The following is a 13,659-nucleotide window of genomic DNA, read 5'->3' as shown; positions in this document are numbered from 1 at the left end:
CAATGGGTTGACGATTCAGGGCGTCGAGGCCTTCTGACGCATAAACGGCATGGCCATCACGACGTAGCCGAGTCCGCTGTAGATCGTCAGGGCGACGGCCAGCCAAGTCAGTCCGTCGCGGACGAGGATCAAGGAGTAGTTCGTCGTCGGGATGGCAAGCGACAGGAGGATCGCCGAGATCGAAAGGCACTGCACGAGCGTCTTGAGCTTGCCGGCCATCGCGGCGCCGAAGGCTTGGCCCTGTCCTTCGAGATGGCTCCGGAGCCCCTGAATGAGCATCTCGCGGACCACGATCGTGGTGACCATCCAGGGTTGGACCCCGGTATGAGGAACCGAAAGCAAGTAGATGTAGGCACCCGACACGATGACCTTGTCGACGAGCGGGTCGAGCTGTCGCCCGAGCGGGGTGCCTTGGTCGAGGAGCCGCGCGAAGTAGCCGTCGAGCGCGTCGGTCAACGACGCGACGCCGAAGACCGCGAGCGCCGGCAGATATTGCCCGTAGGCAATGAGCGCGAATACGACAACCGCGAGAACCAGGCGGCTCATGGTCAACGTGTTGGGCACGTTCCAGAACCGCGCTTCGGCAGGTACAGCCATGTCCAAGCCTACGCTCTCAGTTATTCAGGATCGTCAAGGACGAAGTCGCCGGCTTCTTGCGAGGCTTGGGCCGAGCCCTACGACGCGGACGAGGAGCGGCTTCGGTACGCGCGATCAGGTCGTAGCCTTCGGCGGCGACGATCTCGCAGGCCACCAGGTCGCCCGGCTCGATCGAGGGACTCCGAACGAACGTGAGCCCATCGACGTCGGGGGCATCGGCGTAAGTTCGCCCGATCCAGAGATCCTTGCCTTCCGGGCTCGGGCCATCGATCAGGACGTCCAGTTTGCGTCCGACCATCCCTTGATTGTAGGCGAACGCGATGGTTTGTTGGGCGGCCATGATCTGGTCACGGCGCGCCGACTTGACCTCGTCCGCAATGTGCCCCGGGATCTTCGCGGCCGGCGTGTCGGGCTCGAACGAGTAGGGGAATACCCCGAGCCGTTCGAATCGAGTGGCTTCGATGTATTCGCGAAGCTCGTTGAATTCCGCCTCGGTCTCGCCGGGGAACCCGACGATGAACGTCGTGCGGAGGACGAGGTTCGGAATGCTCGCCCTCAGCCGCGAAATGATCGTCTCGGTCTCGGCACGCGTATGCCGCCGGTTCATCATCCGGAGCATCCGGTCATTGATGTGCTGGAGCGGCATGTCGAGGTAGGGGAGGATCTTCTCGGAGGATCCGAGCACCTCATACAATTCGTCGGTGAAATAGTTCGGATAGTTGTAGAGGACGCGGATCCAGTCGATCCCCTCCACCTGGTTGAGTTCGCGAAGCAGTTCGGCGAGTCGCGGGCGACCGTAGAGGTCGACACCGTAGTAGGTCATGTCCTGCGCGACCAGGTTGAGCTCGCGAACGCCGTCGGCGGCGAGCTCGCGGGCCTCGGCGACCACCGTTTCGATCGGCTTCGTGACATGCTTTCCGCGCATGTAAGGGATCGCGCAGAAGGTGCAGAGCCGGTCGCAGCCCTCGGACACCTTGAGATAGGCGAGATGCCTGGGAGTGATCCGCATCCGGGCCCGGTCGTCCTGCGCCTGGATGGGAGCGGGGCGGAAAATGGTCCGCTGGTCGTGCAGGTCGCCCATGATTCGGTCGGCGACCGAGGCAATCTCCTCGCGGCCGAAGACGCCGACCACCTGGTCGACATCGGGCACCTCTTCGAGGAGCATTTCCTTCTGCCGCTCGGCGAGGCAGCCGGCGACGACCACGCCCTTCAGTTCCCCGGCGCGCTTGCGGTCGAGCATCTCGCGAATCACGGTCAGCGATTCCTGCCGTGCCGCGTCAATGAACCCGCAAGTGTTGATGATGACCAGGTCGGCCTTCTTCGTATCGGGCACGAGCACGTAGCCGTCCTGAGCCAGGAGCCCGAGCATTCGCTCGGAATCCACCAGGTTCTTGGGACAGCCCAGGCTGACGAACGAGAACGTGCCTTTGATCTCAGAATTCGGATTCATCGGTCTCGGGATTCCCGTCTTCCTCGCAAAAAGGGCGAAGTTGGAGACGAGTGAGGGAGGAAAAAAGACACGCGACCATGCGCGGCAAAGAGTTCTAGACTAGGAGATCGCAGCCCGCGGCGTCAAGTCCGCACTAAAAGCTTGCCTTCGGGCGAGTCTTCGAGTATAGTTCTGACCTGTGAGCCCACTGTCCCCCCGAACGAGTCCTTGCTTGGCTCGACTGTATGGACTGGGCACTGCCGAATGCACCCGTAGCTCAATTGGATAGAGCATCGGTCTTCGGAACCGAAGGTTGTAGGTTCGAGTCCTACCGGGTGTACTGACAAAAAACCCCTGGGAAACCAGGGGTTTTTTGTTGGTCTGAGGTTCCCGAAAACGAATGCCTTAAAACCCCTCTGTCGTTCTACGAAGTCGTTCTAACTGTCGTTCCATAGCGGTGGAAAAGAGGTTGCGGAGTGTGCTATAGTGTTCAGAGGAACACGAGCTCCGGAGTCTCAGGACATGCCGCGGATCGCCAAGCCACGATGGAACGCGAGTCGACGACGTTGGTACGGTAACGTGGGGGAGCGCGATGATAACGGCCGGCGGCGTGAGGTGTTCGCCCCCGCCGAGATCGGCGAGCGCGATGAGGCGAAGGCCTGGGAGTGGTTCAAGACCGCCCAGTCGAGAGATCGGACAGTCAAGCCTCAAGCGAGCGGCCTACTCGCTGACATGGTGTGCGGCTACTATCTGACCTGGGCCAAGAGGCAGAGGGATGAGGGCAAGCTCGCGCCCTCCGAGTTCGCCAACAAGGCGCGGCACCTGGGGATCTTCTCTGACCAGCTCGGCCAGCGTGCGGTACGGACCCTCGAGCCGAACGACCTGACCGACTTCGGGGTCGACCTGCTCGACTTCTACACACCGACCTATGCCCGGAACGTCTGTGCCACCGTCCGGGCCGCGCTGAACTGGGCGGTGCGGGACAAAGAGATCCCGCTCGACGCGAATCCGATCCAGGGGTTCAAGGCGCCCATGATCCCGAGGAGCCCGGCCCGATTCGCCGAACGCGCCGAGGCGGCCGCGTTCCTCGCTCACTGGCGGACCAGGTCGAAGCGCAAGACGATCACCGGAAAATACGACCGGCTCACCCTACTCCTCGAGCGGATCCTCATAAGGACCGGGGCGCGACCGGGCGAGCTCTGCAAGCTCCAGTGGGGGGACATCGTTTGGAAGGGATGGCAGACCACGTCGGGGCACGCCTGTGCGAAGGCGGTCATCCCTCCCGAGCGGTGGAAGGCCGGCAAGGTGACCGGCAAGCCGCGGACGATCTACTTCACGCCGTCGCTCACTCGCGCGCTCCGGCGAGTCTTCGAACGGTCGCGACTCCATCCGGAATGGGTGTTTGTCCACGGACGGGGTAGGGGAGGGGCGGGCGCCGGCGGTCCCTGGGAGTCGGGGAGCGTGCTCTCGAAAACCACCTTGAAGGTGAGGCGCGAGCTCATCGCCTGGCAAGCGGAAGTCGCCGAACGGATCAAGGCTGGAGCGGTGGTGAAGCCCTGGGAGTCGAAGCGGGCGGGGATCGCGATCCTGAACGTGGGGCATAATCGGCTCGTGAATTACCGGTGGCGCCACACGGCAATCTCGACGCTGCTCATGCTCGGGGTGGACGTCGCGACAATCGCGGAGCTGACCGGGACGTCGCCGGACATGATCTACAAGCACTACGGTCACTTGCTCGACAGTCACCTCCAGTCAGCGGCCGAGCGACTTGCGGGCGGGCGGCGGTCATCGTGACCGCGCCCGTCCCTTGCCTTTTCTCAGGAGCAACCGGCCGTCGTCCGGGGGCAGGTTTGAGTATCGGGTGGCGGCCGGAGCGGCGGTCTCCGGCTCCGGCTCTTCGAAGCCCCGCTCCTGTCCCCGGATGATGGTTTGCAGTTGGGCCTCCGTCAGGCCCCATCGACGTCGGCCCCGGTCGCCGGGCTTGCCACCCGCGGCAAGCTCGGTGAACTTGTAGTGGTGCCGACGGATGATCGCCGTCAGGCACTTGGTCGAGATCGCGAGGCGGGCGGCCGCCTCGGACGGCTCGAGAATATCGGGCGCCTTCGTGCTCATCGCGCGTTGGTCTCCAGTTCGGCGGCGGGGTTGCCGGCGGCCATCCAACCCAAAAGCAGGGAGGTGCAGTCGAAACAGATATCCATGGCGTCGCGGGTATCCGACGGGGCGTTGAACTCGAGCGTAAGAATCGAGTGATGATCGATAATGACTTTTTTGCACCTGTCACACATCACGCGCTTCTCAACCATTGGGGTCTCCGGTGTGGGTCAGGAGTGGATTGGCCGGGTGCCGGACTTTCGCCGCGGTCTTGATCGCGGCGAGGGCGACTCGCTTCTTCTCGGCGAACTCGGCCCGCTGTTCGGCTGTTGGTTCGACCAGTGTTGCCTTCATGCCCTCGGCGACCGCCCGGGCAGAGCGTGGGTTGAGCTGCGCGGGAGCATCGACCGAAGGTGGCACTGCGGACCTCGCCGCTTGCAACCTGGCCAGGCTTTCCTCTTTTTGCGCCCTGAGGAAAGCGATGACCTCGAGCCTGATTGCCGTCAGTCGTTCGCCGTATATCGGGGGGAACTTGGGAATACCTGAATGGATAGCCTGCGTGTAAATCTTCACGCCATCGTCGGTTTCACTGACGATCAAGAGCCAGCCCAGATCCTTGAAATGCTGGATGATCTCCGGGGCCGTCGCATTCTCGATACGGCAACGATCCTCCGCGGCCTTCGCCTTGGCCTCTGCCTCTTTGGCCTCGGCTTTAGCTTCTGCCGCTTCGGCGGCTTTCCTTGCGGCCTCGTCATCGGCCAGAACTTGCGCCTCGAATTCCGCCTCCTCCCTCACCCGTGCCTCGATCTTGGCGCGGGCCGTCTTTGCTTCGGTTGGGACGCCGTTGATCGCGAAGTCGTTGGCAACGCCAACGGCATACCGGAGCGGGTTGCCGGTGTACCTGCCAACATGCTTGGTCTGGTAGATCGCGTTGGGGTAGAGGTCCCAGCGACCGTTCATGCCCCCGCGGCCGTTGGGTTCTTTCGGGGCGCCAAGCCGCTTGGCATCGGCCCGAAGCTCTTCGGCAACGGCATCGCCAAAGCAGAGGCGAGCCGCCTCGATCGAGGGGAGGATTTGGCTTTCGATCCCCTCCCCATCAGGGATCAAAAAACCGTTTGGATCGTCGTTGTCCGTCCCCTTCTTTGGTGACGACGAAGGAGGAACTTCTTCTCTTTCCTTCTTCTCTTTCCTTCTTCTACTATTGCGCCGGACACTGGTGTCTGCCAGCTGCCGGACACTGGTGTCTGCCAGCTGCCGGACACTGGTGTCTGCCAGCTGGCCTTGTTCTGGTTGTCCCTCCTCCGAATTCTGGGATGCCCAAACCCGGTCGCTACGATTGGGTCGTCGAGGAGGCTTGGGAATAAGCTTCGGGTCGACCCTCCAAAGCAGGGCGATCACCCGACCGGTCTGCCTCTTGGAGTTTGCGTGGGCCTGTCGTCGGCGGATCAGGCCGAACCCTTCGAGCGAGTCAAGTGATCGGGTGATCGTTCGTTCGTGAACCTGGGCATACTTGGCAAGTTGTTCATCGGAACACTCGCACTCGGTTCGATCGCAGGCATGGAAAAGCAACGCCATGATCACCCGGCAGTCAGTTGCGCTAAGGCGACGATCGGCCGCGATGCCATGAGGCACGTCGGCGTAGCCACCTGGCGTCTTGGTTGATCCCAGCCCTTTACCCGACTGCTTGGCCATGGGGCGTCAGTCTCCCCCTTTGATGGAGAGGTTCACGTCGCCTGTTGTGTCAAGATCGACGATTGAGGCCAGGGGTACGACTCGAAGGGTTGTCCAGCCCAGGCCAGACGACTTGTCGTCATCATCAGGAATGGCCAGGTAAAGCGATCCGTTGTGGATGACACCCCGCGGGGCATGGACCGACGCGGGGCCGGCCTCGAGCGCGTCTCGGTCGAGAGTCCGATCCCAATTCAGGATGGATCGAACCAGGCAGTTCTCGGCATCGAGAAGCAGGTTCGTCTTGTCTTGCGTCCAATGCCCCCAGTAACACGTGTGCTCGAGCAGCTTGAACTGATCCTCGGTGTGGTCTGCCTTGGCATCCTTCGGATGGCGCTCGGGAAACTCGCCAAGAATCGCGTACTCCATGGCTTCCATCGCAACGTATTCCGCTCGGATCCGAGTGTACGCCTCGATCGCCTGCCGGGTCAGATCTGCGGCCAGATTGCGATACCGCTCGAAGGTTGCAGCGTGCGTCACGACCGGATCTTCCGGGGGTGGCTGGACAACCTTGGCCTTTCTCTTCCGCTTCGTCGTCGTCATTGCCATCGTTTATGGGTCCTGCCTGTCGAGGTCTCAATGTGGGTAGGAACGAGCAGCTTCGATTCGCTCCGGAGAGTCGGAGAAAGCTTCAAACCCTGGGGGAAGACAGGGGCTCGCCCCACTTCGGATCGGACCAGTCGATCGACCACGGCAAGAGGGCCTCGACGTGCGGACGGTCGAAGTCGCTGATGCGTCCGCAACACTCGGCGGTCCCCGCGGCCCGGAGCTCGAGGATGATCGCGGAGACGTCGACCGGTCGGTAACCTCGACGGTTGAGCAACCAGGCCACGCGGGTTAGCGCGTGCTCGAGGGGTGAGAGCGGCACGGGGTCGCATGCTTTGCGGACTTTCCTGGACAACGGCGGTTGCTGGGCTACAATGCTCATGTCGCTCGAACTCCTAACGGTTGGTAGACCATGGGACTGGGCAGACACCAGGGCCAACGCGATTGCAGTCGCGGAGGCCCTCTCTCTTGCGCGGGTGGGGATCACGACCCCGCCGGGGCTGATTCGATCCAGGCCACGACCTGGGACCACTTCGCTACCAGCTCGTTCGCCTTGGCCAAGGCGTCTTGCGGGCTGAACTCCTCTGAGCAGTTCGAGCACACGCAGGCTCTGAGGTCGTTCAGGTCGAGGGTGATCGACTCCCCCGCTAGGCAGAACGGGCAGAGGACCTTGAGGCTTCGGGCAGTCTTCGTCGCGGTCGCCATTGTTGGTTTCCTGGGTACGTACCTTCGTCGGGGCCAGCGAACGCCGCTGGCTGACTCGTCTTGTCGGGATAAAGGCGGGGTTGTTACGCGGTGGCCTTTGCGCGTTCCTTGCGGTGCGGGATTTCCCGATTCCCAGTCATCCTGACAAGCTTTTCGGCATCCTCCTCGGAGAGACAGAGGGAGGGGCCGATCCAATGCAACTCGAGCCCGAGGGCCCATGCGGCGCCCTTGGCAAAGGCCGACTGCTCATTCATTCGATTGGCGATCGTCGTGATAGGGACGATGGCAGTGTTCCTTTTGCTGAAATGGTGTATAATTTGTAAAGCACTCCAGAAGAATATTGCGGAATCCACAATAAGTCAATACGCGGAACGAAAAAGAATTGCGGATTCCGAAAATTGGCGGCACGTCGAGGGGTGAATTGTATGGAAGCTGATAAGCTGATTGAAAAGGTGATGAAGCTGACGCGTGAGAAAGGTGTCAATCAGTCGGAGTTGTCTCGCCAAATCCAAGTCCACCCCTCCCGCTTCTCTGAATGGAAATCGGGCAACAGCAGACCGAGCCTTACTCAGGTCGTGAGCATGGCTCGCGTCCTCGGTGTCTCGGTTGACTACCTCGTCAAAGACGAGGTCGAGAATCAAACCAACGACTCAGGCCTATCCTCTGACGAAGAAGCCGTCATTACCCTCTTCCGGGCATTAAAGCTCAGCCTGAACGAAGCCCTTCGACGTCTCGCCACCTCTCCTGCCGCACCACAACCCGTTGGTCCCTCAAACTCAATCCAGGCAGCGGCCAAAGCCCATTCAAGCCGGCCAGCGGAAATCGAGTCACCTTCGGAAATTTCGCAAGAGGAGAGATACAAGCCTGGATGCGTTTTTAAGTTCGAGCATTTCTTCCTAATCGGAATTGACGAGGTCCCTGAGGGTTCCGTGGTTTGCAAAAGGGACCAGCTCATCCCAGAGTCACAGGCTAAACCAGGAGCAGAATATCCGATCGAGGGCGATTTTGAGCTGTACTCCCCACCTCCGGGCAGCATGCCAGCCATTATCAATCGATTGATCCCACAAGGTCTTACATTTACACCGACGTTTGGCTGCATCATTTTAGTCAAGAGCGATATAATCATTACCGAGCATGATGGTATGGAGTGTAATGTCGGAGGGCCGATGATCTATGCGGTCGTATTCGAAAAGGGTCGAGGACCTGGCGATCAAAAGAAAAGGTCATCGAAGTAACCCGCCCTTTCGGATTCCCTAAAACTTGGTCCACATGCCGCCAAAACCTTCCCTACGGAGGCTCGATGAACACCACGCGTGCGCCGGTCGATGCCATCCTGCTGACCCTCCCCGAGACGGCCCACGAGCTACGGTGTAGTTCGGCCACGGTCTATCGGGAGATCCATGCCGGCAAGCTCGCGGCTCGCCGGATCCGCCGCAAGCTGTTCGTGCACCGCGACGACTTGAACGCGTACCTCAGCGCGGCGAGGGTTGAGTATCGACCGGCCGCCGAGACGGCGGCACTGGCGCTTACTCGCCGGCAAGTCTCGCTCCGGGACGCCGGGCTGATTGACGGGGACGACTTTGGCTACCGGCCGGCCCAGTGATTCCGCTGACGTTGTCGATTGTGCTGCGTGCCTGAGAGAGCACCACCGGGACGCACCAAAGGGTATCCGCGGGTTTACCCCCCAGGGGGGAGGGGATTTGCTGGGACCCTCGCGCAGCCCCAAAGCGGCGTATCCAAGAAGGGCCGGGAGCGAATGACGACCACTCCCCTACTCCGGATCCCGTTCGAATAATCCCCGATGGATGCCCCTCGCTATGGTAACTCGCTATGTCAGGTACTGGGCCGCCGGTGCCCTCGCGTGCTTCGTAAGCGGCTTCCTCTCCGCGGCGTTCTTGGATTGGCTCCACGGTCCAACCTTGACCGGGGGAGCACAAGCTGGGTCTACGGCGTCGAATCCTTGGATCCAGTTTTTCGGCACTCTTTGCGGTGCTCTGGTTGGCGGCGGCTTCCTGATAGTGGGCCAACAAATTTCGTGGAAGAGCCAACACGGTCTCAAGGCTAAAGAGATTGAAGAGCGTCGTGAGCAGCGATGGGCTGAGTTTCAAATGAAGACGCTACTCGAACTTCAACAGGCCGTTCAAAATCTCGTCCAAGCAATCAGTATTCTGCATTTTATTGCTATTGATTATAAGGCCCAACAGAAGAACGAAGGCGACCTAACTAAATCCATTCATGAATTTGAATTATCGATTTTAAAAATGACTGGTCTTATGCTCTTAGTAGAGAGTCCAGCTGTCCGCCAAGCTGCCAAAAAATTGTTTAGGAATAGGCCGGGAATAACTTCCCGTTTTCATGCTGGTTTGGGGAGAGCCCGGTAGTTCCATTTGGGCAGGACTTTGTCGAAGACAATTTTCATGCCCTCCTTGAATCCCTCGGCGCACTTCATGCCGGTCTGATACACCTTCTCAAGGATTCGCACTGCCACCTTCAAGCCCGTGGCAGTCTCGGTCTTGGAGATGTAGTACTGGACCGTCTCCAACGTTCGAAAGATCACCCCGCGGCAGGCCCGCGTCACGTGCGGGAAGAGGCGGTGCTCGATCGGGTTGTACTTCGAGCAGTACGGCGGGTAATGGGCGATTCGGATCTCGATGCCCAGCCGATTCGCCAACTTCTGAAGTTGCTCCTTGAATACATATCTCGACGCACTATTGCTACCTCCGCCGTCGCACAGCACCAGCAGTTTCTTTGCCCCGGGATAGGCCGACCGACCGTCAGATTCCCACCAAGCCGCGATGCTGTCACAGGCCAGTTCGCTGGTGTCGTGGCTGGTGTTGAGGTGGACGAATCCAAGGTTCCGCCCCACGTCGTAGATCCCGTGCGGGATCACAGTACCCGAGCCCATGCTCCCGAAGTCATGGTCGTTGACCACGATCGTTTCTTGAGTATCGATCACCCCGTCGCGTTGGAAATCGCCCAGCAATTCCTTCTTCTTCGTGTCGATGCTGATTACCGGCAAGCCGGCCTTCAAGTACCTCTTCTTGAGACGGGAGATATTCTCGAACTGGGCGTTGCGATCCGGGTGGCGCGGCCCCATCGTCTTCTTCTTCACCGCCTTCCGCCTGCGGTAACCATGCTTCCGGAGCAACTTCGAGACGATGTCGCGACTGACGCGTGTCCCCAATTCCTCCATCCGCTTGGCGATCTGGCGCCGTGACAAGTTGGTCCATTTCACTTCGAGTCGCATCGGGTCGCCCGCGGTGTGGTCCTCAAGGACCTTGTGAAAGTTCGCTTCGATGGCCGAGTCCACCTCGATCAACCGTTTCCGGCCGCCCCTTTTTTGCGAGTGCGGCCCGTGTCCAGGTCGTCCTCGCCTTCCAATTCCCCGAGGCCCAACCGGATCGTCTTCGGGTCACACTCCAGGACACCCGCGATGTACTCGACCCCGCCGTGCCCCAACTTCGCGGCCTCAATCGCCGCATACCGCCGCCGGTCGTTCTCTTTCAACGAGCCGAAAAGCCGTTTCATCATCCGTTGGACTGTCGGTGTGTAGGCTTCCATGTGACCCTCCCGTATACTCCCTCCAAACATCTGGTCTGACATCCTAACCGATGCCAACCACGGAAGTTATTCCCGGCCTATTCCTTAGTCTAGCGTGCGCTGCACAGAAATCCGTCGCCTCAGACCTGATGGAGGGAATCGAGCAAGCGGCTATACTCAAAGTCATCGCAGATCTGAATGGGGAGAATGTCGCTGTTGGCGATGCTATCGGCAAAGCCTTACGGGATTTGCGATAACCCCAGGGGGGGAGGTCATTTGCTACCACCCTCACCCGTCCCACCGCAGCTGGCCAATTTCACGTTTTTAGACGGTTCGAAAAAGTTGGCAGGCCTTTTATGCGTGCGATCGCCTATGGGAGGCCCAGGTACACATGAATGCCAAACCTCCAGCTCAAGCGAACCGCAAGCCACAGGAGCCGCGTGGAGGCTTGCTCTGGCTCCTCGCCTGGACGGCTGTCTTCGCAGCCAATCTTGTTATCCCAATGACGTTCGCCAACCTCATATTCAGCGAGCGTAAAGTGAATGGGGAAGGCCAGGATCTTGGCATGGCGCTGGCGATCGCAATAGTCTGGCTCCTTGGCGGGATGATAGGTTTGAAATCAAGCGACCGGCGATTCAAGCTCATCAGCGGTGGCGGCGCTGTCGCCGCCAGCCAAGCATTCCCCATGCTGCAGGTTATCTTGGGCTTGGCGAGCCTTGTCTTCGTCAGTTGGGCCCTTGACGACCCCAAGTCCGGTTTCGGCGGCTTTCTTGCCACTCTGCTCTCAGGATCATTCCTTCTCCTCGCCAGCTACCTCGCTGGCGTTCTGATCCATCGGACAAGGGGTGCTTGGCGAGCGGCCAAGATGAGATTTCTCTCCGGGGGGGGCAATACCCCCTAAAAAAGTGGTGCAAAAACGTGCAAAGGGCACGCTGCGGTGGGATCCGCGTACCCTGTAGCAAATCACCCTCCCCCCGGGGTCAGAGGTTGAAGAGCTCGACGGGCCCGGCGTTTGGCCGCTTCTGCTGTTTCGTCTCCTGCAACAACTGCCGTAGCAGCTCGGTCTGCTTGGTCGTTTCCTTGGCCACATCCTTGATCGGCTCGTCCCTCGAGCCACCGCCCTGGGCGCCGAACTTGAGTTGAGCCGAGTAGGCTTCCGCCGATCCGGCCTGAAGGGCGGCGGCGTGCGTCGGCCCGTCGTCCTTCCCCTTGCCCTTGTCCTCGTTCAGCAGGTCGCCCGCGGCAAGCTTTGCCCGGTCGAAGGTGTCCCCAGTGATCGCCCCAGCCGAGAGGAGACCCTGGAGCCGTTGGACCTCGGCCGCGTATTTCTCGAGCGGGGTTCGGGTTTCCTCATAGAGACTCTTGCCCTCTTCCTTCAAACGCTTCTGGGCCTCGACCTGGTCATCAATCACCTTCTTCTGACGCTCCATCGCCTCAAGCTGGGTCGTGAGGGTTCGGGCGGTCTGGATCTGGGCGGCGGTTGCCCCGTCGAGGGAGAGCTTGTAGAGGTCCACCTCTGTCGAGGACTTCCCGAACGTGGCGATCTGGAGTTGGAGTTCCTTCTCCAGTGAGCCGATCTCCTTCGCGACCTTGGCCGCAACGCTCTCGACTTCGGATGCGAGGTCACCACCTGGCGGCAGCATCGGCGGTGGCTTCTTGCCACCGGGCGGGGCATTGGGGATAGCTCCTTTGACCGCATCCGGAGCAGCTTTCTTCCCAGGAACATCGCCCCCCATGAAGTGGCCGATCGCCCCAGGGATCACGCCAGCCGGTCCCATCCAAGGCGCGGCCTTGCTGAGGATTTCGCCAACGCCCATGCCCTTGGACGACTTGCCCGACGGGATCGAGCCGACGGTATCGATCAGGGATTTTGCGGACTTGTTGGCCGCGTCGATGTCGGCGCCGAGCGTGCCGAGGGCCGAGTTGATCGCCGGGAGAAACACGGACCCGAGCGTGTTGCTGACGATGCTGATTCGGTTGTTGAACGTGACCCATGCGGCGTCAGTCTGCTGGGCCGTCTTATTGTAGCTCTGCTGAATCTGATCCAGCGTCTGAAATTGCTTGGCCGCCATGCCTACATACTCGCCGAGCTTACCCGTCTGTTGGGCCAGCTTCTGCATCGCGGCCTGTCGTTCCTGCGCCGTGATCCCCGCGCTGGAGAGGGCCGCCAGTTGCCCCGCCGCGTCCAGTTTCCCGAGGCCAACAAGGAAGGATTCCACGGCCTTCATCGGCTTGTTGGCCACCAGGTCGCCGAACTCCTGGACGCTCATGCCGGCCGTCTTGGCGAAGTCCTTGCGGTTCTCCACGGCGACCATATTCATGAGCATGTTGTTGATCGCGGATCCGGCCTGCTCTGCCGAGGTCCCGGTGTCAAGGAGCGCGGCCGCCATCGACATCGTCTCGCCGGCCCCGAGCTTCATGGCGTTCGCGGTGCCACCGATCCGGGCCGTGACGTCGAGGATCCCGGACGCGCTGGATAAGCCGCTGTCCGCAATCTTGTCCAAGGCCGAACCCATCTGAAGCGCACCCTTGTCGCCAAGCTTGAAGACGGAGTTCAGCTTGCCGATCTGGTCGGTCATGAGCTCGACTGGGATATCATCAATGGCGGTCGAGAGCATCGCGATGCCGCGGGTTTGCTCGACAAGCGAATCGTTCGCGGTCCCCATCTTGGAGAGGTTCGTAGCGATCGCGAGGATGTCATCCAAGGGGACGCCTTTGAGCTCTGTGGAGAGCCCGAAGAGTTGCCCCTTCATGGACTCAAGGCCAGCCCCCTCGAGGTCGCTGGCCTTGCTCAACCCCGTGATTGCTTTCTCAAGGTCCACGGCCGTCCCGATGGAAGACTTGAGCGCGTCAAAGGCGGCGGCCCCCACGCTGAGGGCGGCGAAGGATTTCGTCAGGCTCGCGCCAAGACTGGCGGCGGACGCTCCGAACTGAGAGAGTGCCTTGTCCGCCGTGGCCAGGTCCTTGGCGAGCCCCTTTGTGTTGACGCTCGCCCCGATGGCGATATTCCCGATCAAAGCCAT

At 60.7% G+C, this 13,659-nt stretch carries 17 protein-coding genes and 1 tRNA gene; 6 read left to right on the top strand and 12 right to left on the bottom strand.

The features are described from left to right. Window positions 1-15: 15 nt before the first annotated feature. Window positions 16-597 (bottom strand): CDP-diacylglycerol--glycerol-3-phosphate 3-phosphatidyltransferase, encoded by a 582-nt coding sequence (pgsA, locus tag BUS42_RS09205; RefSeq protein ID WP_074306650.1) that lies wholly within the window; start codon window positions 595-597, stop codon window positions 16-18. A gap of 16 nt (window positions 598-613) precedes the next feature. Further along, window positions 614-2,047, bottom strand: a complete 1,434-nt coding sequence (gene rimO / locus BUS42_RS09200) for a 30S ribosomal protein S12 methylthiotransferase RimO (RefSeq protein WP_074306649.1) — start codon at window positions 2,045-2,047, stop codon at window positions 614-616. 245 nt (window positions 2,048-2,292) lie between these two features. Between rimO and BUS42_RS09195 the strand changes: the two genes are divergently transcribed. Continuing rightward, window positions 2,293-2,366, top strand: a tRNA-Arg gene (locus BUS42_RS09195). 182 nt (window positions 2,367-2,548) lie between these two features. Beyond that, complete coding sequence (locus BUS42_RS41790) at window positions 2,549-3,820, top strand: tyrosine-type recombinase/integrase (RefSeq protein ID WP_083670112.1); 1,272 nt, start codon at window positions 2,549-2,551, stop codon at window positions 3,818-3,820. Here the strand turns inward: BUS42_RS41790 and BUS42_RS09180 are convergent. From BUS42_RS09180 to BUS42_RS43570, 7 genes are all read right to left on the bottom strand, one after another. Further along, the gene (locus tag BUS42_RS09180; protein WP_074306648.1) at window positions 3,812-4,138 is read right to left on the bottom strand and encodes a hypothetical protein; all 327 of its coding nucleotides are present in this window, start codon (window positions 4,136-4,138) and stop codon (window positions 3,812-3,814) included. The genes BUS42_RS41790 and BUS42_RS09180 overlap by 9 nt on opposite strands. Beyond that, window positions 4,135-4,329: a hypothetical protein gene (locus BUS42_RS09175; protein WP_074306647.1), complete on the bottom strand. Its 195-nt coding sequence runs from the start codon at window positions 4,327-4,329 to the stop codon at window positions 4,135-4,137. Before BUS42_RS09175 ends, BUS42_RS09180 begins: the two co-directional genes overlap by 4 nt. Then, complete coding sequence (locus tag BUS42_RS09170) at window positions 4,322-5,809, bottom strand: helix-turn-helix domain-containing protein (RefSeq protein WP_074306646.1); 1,488 nt, start codon at window positions 5,807-5,809, stop codon at window positions 4,322-4,324. Before BUS42_RS09170 ends, BUS42_RS09175 begins: the two co-directional genes overlap by 8 nt. Before the next feature lie 6 nt (window positions 5,810-5,815). After that, window positions 5,816-6,394, bottom strand: coding sequence for a hypothetical protein (locus BUS42_RS09165; protein WP_143206277.1), 579 nt, complete (start codon window positions 6,392-6,394; stop codon window positions 5,816-5,818). Between the two features lie 82 nt (window positions 6,395-6,476). Next, complete coding sequence (locus tag BUS42_RS09160; protein ID WP_143206276.1) at window positions 6,477-6,773, bottom strand: hypothetical protein; 297 nt, start codon at window positions 6,771-6,773, stop codon at window positions 6,477-6,479. 101 nt (window positions 6,774-6,874) lie between these two features. After that, a complete protein-coding gene (locus BUS42_RS09155; RefSeq protein WP_074306643.1) occupies window positions 6,875-7,096 on the bottom strand; it encodes a hypothetical protein in 222 nt (73 codons plus the stop codon). 83 nt (window positions 7,097-7,179) lie between these two features. Further along, entirely contained in the window at window positions 7,180-7,350 is a 171-nt protein-coding gene (locus BUS42_RS43570; RefSeq protein ID WP_159452191.1) for a hypothetical protein, read from the bottom strand. Between the two features lie 171 nt (window positions 7,351-7,521). Here BUS42_RS43570 and BUS42_RS09150 point away from each other — a divergent pair, with 171 nt between their 5' ends. From BUS42_RS09150 to BUS42_RS44930, 3 genes are all read left to right on the top strand, one after another. Beyond that, window positions 7,522-8,331 carry a helix-turn-helix domain-containing protein gene (locus tag BUS42_RS09150; protein ID WP_074306642.1) on the top strand — a complete coding sequence of 270 codons (810 nt, stop codon included), beginning with the start codon at window positions 7,522-7,524 and terminating at the stop codon, window positions 8,329-8,331. A gap of 65 nt (window positions 8,332-8,396) precedes the next feature. Beyond that, complete coding sequence (locus tag BUS42_RS09145) at window positions 8,397-8,699, top strand: helix-turn-helix domain-containing protein (protein ID WP_074306641.1); 303 nt, start codon at window positions 8,397-8,399, stop codon at window positions 8,697-8,699. A 214-nt stretch (window positions 8,700-8,913) separates the two neighbouring features. Continuing rightward, a complete protein-coding gene (locus tag BUS42_RS44930) occupies window positions 8,914-9,477 on the top strand; it encodes a hypothetical protein (RefSeq protein ID WP_254053406.1) in 564 nt (187 codons plus the stop codon). On the opposite strand, the gene BUS42_RS09135 is transcribed toward BUS42_RS44930, so the two are convergent. Continuing rightward, window positions 9,450-10,406, bottom strand: a complete 957-nt coding sequence (locus tag BUS42_RS09135) for an ISAzo13 family transposase (RefSeq protein ID WP_254053738.1) — start codon at window positions 10,404-10,406, stop codon at window positions 9,450-9,452. The two genes, BUS42_RS44930 and BUS42_RS09135, sit on opposite strands and share 28 nt — an antisense overlap. A 5-nt stretch (window positions 10,407-10,411) precedes the next feature. After that, on the bottom strand, window positions 10,412-10,657 hold the full coding sequence (locus BUS42_RS44310) for a hypothetical protein (RefSeq protein ID WP_074306014.1): 246 nt from the start codon (window positions 10,655-10,657) through the stop codon (window positions 10,412-10,414). Between the two features lie 427 nt (window positions 10,658-11,084). Here BUS42_RS44310 and BUS42_RS09125 point away from each other — a divergent pair, with 427 nt between their 5' ends. Then, window positions 11,085-11,537, top strand: a complete 453-nt coding sequence (locus BUS42_RS09125; protein WP_074306640.1) for a hypothetical protein — start codon at window positions 11,085-11,087, stop codon at window positions 11,535-11,537. Between the two features lie 79 nt (window positions 11,538-11,616). On the opposite strand, the gene BUS42_RS09120 is transcribed toward BUS42_RS09125, so the two are convergent. After that, window positions 11,617-13,659 carry a phage tail tape measure protein gene (locus BUS42_RS09120; protein ID WP_074306639.1) on the bottom strand — a complete coding sequence of 681 codons (2,043 nt, stop codon included), beginning with the start codon at window positions 13,657-13,659 and terminating at the stop codon, window positions 11,617-11,619.

This window comes from Singulisphaera sp. GP187 (assembly GCF_900129635.1).
Classification (GTDB): domain Bacteria; phylum Planctomycetota; class Planctomycetia; order Isosphaerales; family Isosphaeraceae; genus Singulisphaera.
This window is presented reverse-complemented; position numbering and strand designations above follow the sequence as displayed.

Bases quoted from the DNA above. Each gene is read 5' to 3' on its own strand.
- pgsA (WP_074306650.1), bottom strand. From the start codon at position 597: ATGGCTGTACCTGCCGAAGCGCGGTTCTGGAACGTGCCCAACACGTTG.
- rimO (WP_074306649.1), bottom strand. From the start codon at position 2,047: ATGAATCCGAATTCTGAGATCAAAGGCACGTTCTCGTTCGTCAGCCTG.
- BUS42_RS41790 (WP_083670112.1), top strand. From the start codon at position 2,549: ATGCCGCGGATCGCCAAGCCACGATGGAACGCGAGTCGACGACGTTGG.
- BUS42_RS09180 (WP_074306648.1), bottom strand. From the start codon at position 4,138: ATGAGCACGAAGGCGCCCGATATTCTCGAGCCGTCCGAGGCGGCCGCC.
- BUS42_RS09175 (WP_074306647.1), bottom strand. From the start codon at position 4,329: ATGGTTGAGAAGCGCGTGATGTGTGACAGGTGCAAAAAAGTCATTATC.
- BUS42_RS09170 (WP_074306646.1), bottom strand. From the start codon at position 5,809: ATGGCCAAGCAGTCGGGTAAAGGGCTGGGATCAACCAAGACGCCAGGT.
- BUS42_RS09165 (WP_143206277.1), bottom strand. From the start codon at position 6,394: ATGGCAATGACGACGACGAAGCGGAAGAGAAAGGCCAAGGTTGTCCAG.
- BUS42_RS09160 (WP_143206276.1), bottom strand. From the start codon at position 6,773: ATGAGCATTGTAGCCCAGCAACCGCCGTTGTCCAGGAAAGTCCGCAAA.
- BUS42_RS09155 (WP_074306643.1), bottom strand. From the start codon at position 7,096: ATGGCGACCGCGACGAAGACTGCCCGAAGCCTCAAGGTCCTCTGCCCG.
- BUS42_RS43570 (WP_159452191.1), bottom strand. From the start codon at position 7,350: ATGAATGAGCAGTCGGCCTTTGCCAAGGGCGCCGCATGGGCCCTCGGG.
- BUS42_RS09150 (WP_074306642.1), top strand. From the start codon at position 7,522: ATGGAAGCTGATAAGCTGATTGAAAAGGTGATGAAGCTGACGCGTGAG.
- BUS42_RS09145 (WP_074306641.1), top strand. From the start codon at position 8,397: ATGAACACCACGCGTGCGCCGGTCGATGCCATCCTGCTGACCCTCCCC.
- BUS42_RS44930 (WP_254053406.1), top strand. From the start codon at position 8,914: ATGGTAACTCGCTATGTCAGGTACTGGGCCGCCGGTGCCCTCGCGTGC.
- BUS42_RS44310 (WP_074306014.1), bottom strand. From the start codon at position 10,657: ATGGAAGCCTACACACCGACAGTCCAACGGATGATGAAACGGCTTTTC.
- BUS42_RS09120 (WP_074306639.1), bottom strand. From the start codon at position 13,659: ATGGCTTTGATCGGGAATATCGCCATCGGGGCGAGCGTCAACACAAAG.